The organism is Streptomyces sp. NPDC012508 (assembly GCF_042902595.1).
GTDB lineage: Bacteria > Actinomycetota > Actinomycetes > Streptomycetales > Streptomycetaceae > Streptomyces.
In genome coordinates this window covers 234,493-241,693 of the sequence record NZ_JBIBEO010000012.1, presented here as the reverse complement: position 1 = coordinate 241,693, position 7,201 = coordinate 234,493, and the positions used below count along the sequence as shown (strand labels likewise).

The 7,201-nt window shown below is 72.1% G+C and carries 7 protein-coding genes; 1 reads left to right on the top strand and 6 read right to left on the bottom strand.

Annotation, left to right across the window (positions count from 1 at the left end; all coding sequences use genetic code 11):
- Positions 1-504: 504 nt before the first annotated feature.
- The 5 genes from ACFY8U_RS34945 to ACFY8U_RS34925 form a co-directional block, all read right to left on the bottom strand.
- Positions 505-1,044, bottom strand: a complete 540-nt coding sequence (locus ACFY8U_RS34945; RefSeq protein WP_389576139.1) for an RICIN domain-containing protein — start codon at positions 1,042-1,044, stop codon at positions 505-507.
- 177 nt (positions 1,045-1,221) lie between these two features.
- Positions 1,222-1,890, bottom strand: coding sequence for a response regulator (locus ACFY8U_RS34940; protein WP_389576138.1), 669 nt, complete (start codon positions 1,888-1,890; stop codon positions 1,222-1,224).
- The gene (locus ACFY8U_RS34935) at positions 1,887-3,140 is read right to left on the bottom strand and encodes a sensor histidine kinase (RefSeq protein WP_389576137.1); all 1,254 of its coding nucleotides are present in this window, start codon (positions 3,138-3,140) and stop codon (positions 1,887-1,889) included. The genes ACFY8U_RS34940 and ACFY8U_RS34935 overlap by 4 nt, the downstream gene beginning before the upstream one ends.
- 24 nt (positions 3,141-3,164) lie before the next feature.
- Positions 3,165-3,992 carry an ABC transporter permease gene (locus ACFY8U_RS34930; protein ID WP_389576136.1) on the bottom strand — a complete coding sequence of 276 codons (828 nt, stop codon included), beginning with the start codon at positions 3,990-3,992 and terminating at the stop codon, positions 3,165-3,167.
- Positions 3,989-4,909, bottom strand: coding sequence for an ABC transporter ATP-binding protein (locus ACFY8U_RS34925; protein ID WP_389576135.1), 921 nt, complete (start codon positions 4,907-4,909; stop codon positions 3,989-3,991). Before ACFY8U_RS34925 ends, ACFY8U_RS34930 begins: the two co-directional genes overlap by 4 nt.
- Positions 4,910-5,043: 134 nt before the next feature.
- On the opposite strand from ACFY8U_RS34925, the gene ACFY8U_RS34920 reads away from it, so the two are divergent.
- A complete protein-coding gene (locus ACFY8U_RS34920) occupies positions 5,044-5,604 on the top strand; it encodes a GNAT family N-acetyltransferase (protein WP_389576134.1) in 561 nt (186 codons plus the stop codon).
- 97 nt (positions 5,605-5,701) lie between these two features.
- On the opposite strand, the gene ACFY8U_RS34915 is transcribed toward ACFY8U_RS34920, so the two are convergent.
- Positions 5,702-7,201 (bottom strand): type IV secretory system conjugative DNA transfer family protein, encoded by a 1,500-nt coding sequence (locus ACFY8U_RS34915; protein WP_389576133.1) that lies wholly within the window; start codon positions 7,199-7,201, stop codon positions 5,702-5,704.

Below are 7,201 nucleotides of genomic sequence, written 5' to 3'. Positions count from 1 at the left end.
TGCAGGGGGGACCCTGTGGGAGAGTAGGACGCCGCCGAACAATCTTTAGCCTCAACCCCCGGACCTTGTCCGGGGGTTGAGGCATTTTTGCGTTCATGGACTTTCATCCTGAGGCGGTGGTCCGACTGCGGATGTGGGGGCGGGCTGTGAACCGGAGGGTTCGCGCGCAGGCTTGCGGTACTCGGCGATCAGCGCGGTCACCGCGGGACTGGTGAACCCGTGGACCCGTGGGCCTCGTCCAGGTCGGTTCGATGCGGCGGATCGGCCGGAGCAGTGCCCGAGCGCCGGGCGGCCGGCAAGGTGTCCGCACAGGGCGTCCAGGCGGTCGAGGCGGTCATGTTCCCCACGGTCGTACCCCGCACGGACACAGCACTGCGCCCCACACGAAGGAACTTCTCGTGCGGGGCGCAGTGTTGGGTGATCGGTCAGAGCCGGAGAAGACCGTGGCCTGACGGTCACGGGAGCGGGTGGGCGCCGGCAGGTGCCCGGCGCCCACCCGGGGGGTTACAGGAGGCGCATGCTGACGCTCTGGTTGGCGCCGCCGTGGCAGTCCCACAGCCCCGCGCGGGCGCCCGGCTGCGTGCTCCAGCCGCCGATTTCCAGGCACTTGTTCCAGACGTAGGCGGGGTCCGTGACAAGTCGGGTGGAGGTCAGGAACAGCTGGTTGAGGCCGAAGTGACAGTCCCACTGGTTGGCGGTCGCACCGTTGTTGCGCCCCCAGCCGCCGATTTCCAGGCACTTGCCGCTGTTGGCGTTCTTGTAGTAGTACGCGTCGACGGGCGTGTTGGACAGGTAGACGCGGTACCACTGCTGGTTGGCGCCACCGGTGCAGGGCCACTGGCGGACGGCCGCGCCGTTCGCCGTGCTCCAGTCCGCCACCTCGAGGCACTGGCCGGAGTGGTTCAGGCGGATCTCGACCTTGGACAGGTAGTGGACGGTCGGCGCGGCCTGGGCCGGAACGGCCGAGATGCCCAGGACGAGGCCGAGGGACGCGGCAAGAACGAGCAGTCCGCGGCGGGCGCGGGTGATCGGGTTGAACTTCATGGTCCTCTGCAATCAGTAAGGCTCCGGCCCGTGGCCGGAAATCATTGTCATGATCGCATAAGTATCCGCATCAACTCATCGCTCCCGAAAGCGAGTTGATGCCATGAATCGGAACGTCTTCCTCCGCTCTGTCTGCTTCGTTGCGTCGCCGGAGGTGCTCAAGGCCGTGCCGACCGACTAGCCGCGGTCCGGGGCGACCAGCTGGGTGTCGTACGCCAGGATGACCGCCTGGACGCGGTCCCTCGCTCCCGTTTTCGCGAGGATGCGGCTCACGTGCGTCTTCACCGTCGACTCCGCCAGGTGGAGGCGTTCGGCGATCTCCGTGTTCGTCCAGCCCTGGGCGATGACCGTGAGGATCTCGCGTTCGCGGTCCGTGAGGGCCGAGAGGCGGGGATCCGCGCGGGGTGGGCCCGGGGTGGGCGGCAGGTGGTGGATGTACGCGTCCAGGAGGCGGCGCGTCAGGCTGGGGGCCACCACCGCGTCGCCGCTCGCCACCGCGCGGATGCCGGAGAGGAGCTCCTCCGGCTGGGCGTCCTTGACCAGGAAGCCGCTGGCGCCGGCGCGCAGGCCCTCGTAGGCGTACTCGTCGAGGTCGAACGTCGTGACGATCAGGACGCGGGTGCGGGCGCCCGTGGCGACGATACGGCGCGTGGCCTCGATGCCGTCGAGGCCCGGCATCCGGATGTCCATCAGGACGACGTCGGGGCGGTACCGGTCCACCAGGCGGATCGCCTCGGCGCCGTTCGGTGCCTCGCCGACGACCGTCATGTCGTCCTGGCTCTCCAACAGCATGCGGAATCCGAAGCGTTGCATCGCCTGGTCGTCCGCGATCAGCACCGTCGTCACGAGGGGGAGTCCTCCAGGGGGAGTCGGAGCCGTACCCGCCAGCCGCCGTCCGGCAGCGGGCCCGCTTCGAGTGTGCCGTCGTAGAGCGCGGCGCGCTCGCGCATACCCGTAACTCCCTGGCCCGTGCCCGGGGTTCCGGCGCCGGGCGACCTTCCGGTGTCCGTGATCTCCACTGTCAACTCGTCGGGGTCGTACGCGAGGAGGACCGTTGCCTCGGCGCCCGGACCCGCGTGTTTGAGGGTGTTGGTCAGGGCCTCCTGGACGATGCGGTAGACCGCCAGCTGTGCGCCCGTCGCCAGGGGTGGGGTGTCTCCGTGGGTCTCCAGGCGTACGGGGAGGCCCGCCGTCCGTACGCCGGCGAGCAGGGCGTCCAGGTCGTCCAGGGTGGGCTGGGGGTCGCGTACCGCCTCGCCGCGCAGGAGGCGGCGGAGTTCGGCGAGTGCCTGGCGGCTCGTCGTGCCGATGGCGTCGAGGGCCTCGGCGGCGCGCTCCGGGTTCTTGGCCGCCGCGTACTTGCCGCCGTCGGCGAGGCCCGTGATGACGGAGAGGTTGTGGCCGATGATGTCGTGCATCTCGCGGGCGATCCTGGTGCGTTCGGCCGCCGCCGCCAGCTGGGCCTGCTGGTCGCGCTCGACTTCGAGGCGGCGGGCCCGGTCGACGAGGGCGGCGGTGTGGTCCTTGCGGGAGCGGACCGCGATGCCGAGCAGGGCGACCATCGCGTACGCCCACAGAGCGGGGACGACCTGCTGGTCCCAGCTGCCCTGAGGGTGGCGGGCCGCCCCCAGGAGCAGGGGCGGGGTGAGCAGGGCGAGGGTCCACGGGAGGGTGCGCAGGGGGAGTCGGAGCGCGATGTGGAAGACGACGATGAGCTGGAGGAGGCCGGCCTGGAGGAAGGCGCCGGTTCCGTTGCTGACGAGGGAGACGCACGCCATCACCGCGAGGACGGCCATCGGCCGGCGGCGCCGCCACAGCAGTGGGAGCGCGAAGGCCAGGCTCATGGCCATGACCAGCCAGCCGGGTACGGTCGGGTCGGGGGCGGTGTTCCGCCATCCGCCCATGGCGTCGATCAGGGCCGCCACCGTCCAGAAGGCGGTGAGCAGCCCGTCCCAGGTCCCGGGTCGGCGCGTGTCGAAGGTTCGTACACGCTGGGTCAGGCTCTGGAGGTGCCGGCTGAGGGGTTCCTCTTTCGCGCCGGACTCCGCGCCGGACTCCGTTCCGGGTTCCGTTTCGGGCTGCTTCTCCGTGATCACGCGTTCATCCTCGTACGTCGGGGGTCAGACGTCTCGGCGCTTCAGCAACATGGCCGGGACGATCAGAGCTGCGGCCGCCCACAGGCACAGGGCGAGCAACGCGCCGCCCGGGGAGGCCGCGTGGGGCATCGGGTCGGCGGAGCCGAGGGCTCCTGCGGCCTGGGTGGGGAAGTACGTGATGGCGGTCTCCATCGCGTCGTACGGGAGCATGCCGAGGACCTCCGGCAGGATCAGCACCCCGCCGACGAAGGCGCCGATGCCGCCCGGCACCGAACGCAGCGTGGCGCCGAGTCCGAGGGCGACGAGGCCGAGGAGGGTGACGCCGGCGGCGTTGCCCGCGATGGCGGCGAGGACTCCGTCGTCGGTGAGGGAGGCGGCCTGGTCGGTGTCGGAGAGGAAGATCTGGGCGGTGAGGAAGGTGACCAGGGCGGTCACGAAGGAGACGGTGAAGACGGCGGCCGTGAAGACGGTGGCCTTCGCGCAGAGGACGGGGGTCCGGTGCGGCACGGCGGTGAGCGAGGCCCTGATCAGGCCGGTCGCGTACTCGCCCGCCGTGACCAGGATGCCGAGGACGGCGAGGCAGATCGCGCCGAGCTGGGAGCCGTAGAGGGTGAGGACGACGGTGTCGACGTCGGAGTCGCCGCCGTCGGAGGTGTAGGTGGCGCCCATGAGGATGCCGACGCCGAGGAGGAAGGCGACGGAGGTGAGGACGGTGATCCAGGTGGAGCGGACCGTCCACAGCTTGTGCCATTCCGAACGCAGGACGCGGGCGGGGGTGACGCGGTACGTCGTGGCGGGGGTGGCGGGGGCGCCGGTTGTGGGCGATGCGGACGGGGCGGTTGTCGTGGTCATGCTGTTGCTCCCTGGTATTCGACCGAGTCGTGGGTGAGGTCCATGAACGCCTGCTCCAGGGAGGCGGTCTCGGGGGTGAGTTCGTAGAGCGGCACGCCGTGGGCGGCGGCCGCGCGGCCGATGTCCGCGGCTTCGACGCCGGTGACGCGGAGGGTGTCGGTGGCGCGGAGGGGGTCGGTCGACTCGGTGACGATCCGGGCCTGCGGGAGGAGGGCGCCGAGGCGGTCGGCGTCGGGGGTGACGACCTTGACGGAGGCGCCGCCGGACTCCCGTACGAGTGCGTCGACGGTGGTGTCCGCGAGGAGCCGGCCCTTGCCGATGACGACGAGATGGTCGGCGGTCAGGGCCATCTCGCTCATCAGGTGGGAGGAGACCAGGACCGTACGGCCCTCGGCGGCGAGGGACTTGAGGAGGTTCCGGATCCACAGCACGCCCTCGGGGTCGAGGCCGTTCACGGGCTCGTCGAGGACGACCGTCTCCGGGTCGCCGAGGAGCGCGGCGGCGATGCCGAGTCGCTGGCCCATACCGAGGGAGAAGCCCTTCACGCGGCGGCGGGCGACCTCGGTGAGGCCGGTCAGGCCGAGGACGTGTTCGACGCGGGAGCGCGGGATGCCGTGGGTGTGGGCGAGTGCCATGAGGTGGTGGTGGGCGGAGCGGCCGGGGTGGATCGAGCGGGCTTCGAGGAGCGCGCCGACCTGGGTGAGGGGTGCGGGGTGCGCGGCGTAGGCGCGGCCGCCGATGGTGGCGCGGCCGCGGGTGGGGGCGTCCAGGCCGAGGAGCATCCGCAGGGTGGTGGACTTTCCGGCGCCGTTGGGGCCGAGGAAGCCGGTGACCGCGCCGGGGCGGACGCTGAAGCTGAGGTCCTGGACGACGGTCCTGTCGCCGTACCGCTTGGTGAGTGCGTGAGCTTCGATCATGTCCACGACGCTACGGAGCGGGCGGCGGCGGATCGTCCGACCGTGGGCGGGAGCGGGGCGTGTGACGTAGTACCGGGGTACGACGGGGAGAAAGAGCTTGTCGGGCGCGGTGCGCGGCGGCGAGGATCACCGGCATGGATTACTTGATACGTGTCATCCGCGCGGACGAATGGGAGAAGACCCGGGAGATCCGGCTCGCCGCTCTTCGGGACCCGGTGGCGAAGATCGCCTTCCTGGACACCCCCGAGGCCGCTGCCGGGCGCCCCGACGCGTTCTGGCAGGAGCGGGCGGAGGGTGCATCCGAGAGCGGGACGAGCGCGCGTCAGTTCGTGGCCGAGGCGCCGGACGGAAGCTGGGCGGGCACGATCTCGGTGCTGGTGGAGCGGCCGTCGGACGAGGTGCGGTTCGGCGAGGCGGCGAAGGTCGACCAGACGCACATCGTGGGCGTGTACGTACGGCCGGAGGCGCGGGGCACGGGTGTGATCGACGCGCTGTTCCGGGCCGGGGTGGAGTGGTCCTGGTCGCTGCCGGAGCCCGTGGTGCGGCGGGTGCGGCTGTACGTGCACGAGGACAACGCGCGGGCCGCGGCCTTCTACCGGCGGTTCGGGTTCGTGGCGACGGGGGACCGGGTGGCGGTGCCGGGCGACGACTCGGCGCACGAGGTGGAGTACGAGATCCGACGGACGGAGGCCTGACGCCGAGGGCGACTCGGGGGAACCGTGCAGGAGTTGATGCCGGCGACCCGGACGCGGGTCCGGCCGCCAGGCTCGGCAGGTCGCGGGCGTCCGGAGGTCAGGCCTGGGGCAGGGGTTCCGGCCAGCGGGCGCGGGCCTGTTCCGGGGAGCGGAGCAGGACCAGGGTCGGCAGGCCCTGGTCCCGGCCGCCCGCCAGCAGCTCCGGCAGCCGGGGAAGGGGAGCCACGGCGGCGACGTCGTCGAGGACCAGTGTCATTGGTGGGTCGAGCCGACCGTCGGTTGACCGTGCGGCCATGCGGCGGCCGTGCTCGACCACGCTTGCGGTGAGGGCGGTGAGCAGGGGCATCGCGCCGGGGCGGGTGCGCGGGTCCTCGATGGTTTCACCGACCACATAGAGGGTGCCCCCTTCGGCGACGAATGATTCCAGCGTCAGCGAATCAGTTCGATTCGGGGTGCAGGCGTCCCTGATGTGGATCGACGACAGCGAGGAGAGCGCCCGGGCCGTCAACTCCTGCGCGATCTCGCGCCGTTCCGGGTGCGCGGTGAGCGCGGACTCCAGGAGGCCGGCGTGCCCCGACGCGGCCTTGGGGTGCGTGCGGAGGATCCGTACGGGTTCGTGGGCGCCCGTGCCCTGGGCCCAGCGGTGGACCTGCTTGAAGGGGCGGTCGTCCAGGGCGGCGGCGTGCAGCCAGCAGCGCAGGAGCGTTTCGGCAGTGTCGGCCACCGCGGCGTCCAGGCGGGACGGCGGGCGTACGGGGGCGAGGAGGGCGACCGCCCTTTCCTGTGCCGTGGCCGGGTCCTCGCAGCCGGCGGACGGGGACCAGTGGAGGCGGGCGGGGGTGTCGCAGAGGTGGCCGGGGTCGTAGAGGAGGACGGGGCCGAGCTTGCCGCGGGCGTCCTTGGTGTCGGCCCAGACGGTGGGGTCGGAGGTGACCACGAGGACGGGGCCCTCGGCGTCCTGGACGGCCTGGACGGCGGCGGGGCGGCGGACGGCGGGGGTGCCGTACACGATGCCGGGGGAGGGCGGGGCCGGCGCCGGGGGAGGAGCTGATGAAGCCGTCGGTTGAGGAACCGGGGAAGGTACCGAGGCCTGGGCCTGGGCCGGGGTCGGAGGCGCCTCGTCCAGGGGTTTCCGGGGAGCGGGCGGCTGTTCCCCGAACTCGCTCGGTGCGTACGACGCACCGTCCTCCGCGAGGTCCTCCGCCGCCGTACGCCCCGTTCCGTACGCGCCGCCGCGCCGGCCCGCCCGTACCGTTCTCCAGCGGGCCAGCGTCCCCACCACGAACACCGTGAGGACCACCAGCACCATCAGCTCGCCGATGAGCAGGCCCCAGAACAGGCCGTACCCCGACAGTTCGGCCGCCGGGGTGTCCGGCCACGCGGCCGGCAGGTCCTGCGGACGGCCGAGCAGGGAGCGGACGGCCATCGGGGTCCGGGTGAACGTGACCCCTTCCGGCCAGGCGCCCTTCGCCAACAGCGCCGCCAGGCCGGTCGCCGTCCACGCCAGCACCGTCAGGCCGACGGGGACGCCGACCAGGGCCAGTACCAGCCCGTCCGGGACCCCGCCCTGCTGCCGCTCCTGCGGCCCCTTCGCCAT

Coding starts and splice junctions, on each gene's coding strand:
- ACFY8U_RS34945 (WP_389576139.1), bottom strand. CDS start 1,044: ATGAAGTTCAACCCGATCACCCGCGCCCGCCGCGGACTGCTCGTTCTT.
- ACFY8U_RS34920 (WP_389576134.1), top strand. CDS start 5,044: ATGGATTACTTGATACGTGTCATCCGCGCGGACGAATGGGAGAAGACC.
- ACFY8U_RS34915 (WP_389576133.1), bottom strand. CDS start 7,201: ATGGCGAAGGGGCCGCAGGAGCGGCAGCAGGGCGGGGTCCCGGACGGG.
- ACFY8U_RS34925 (WP_389576135.1), bottom strand. CDS start 4,909: ATGATCGAAGCTCACGCACTCACCAAGCGGTACGGCGACAGGACCGTC.
- ACFY8U_RS34930 (WP_389576136.1), bottom strand. CDS start 3,992: ATGACCACGACAACCGCCCCGTCCGCATCGCCCACAACCGGCGCCCCC.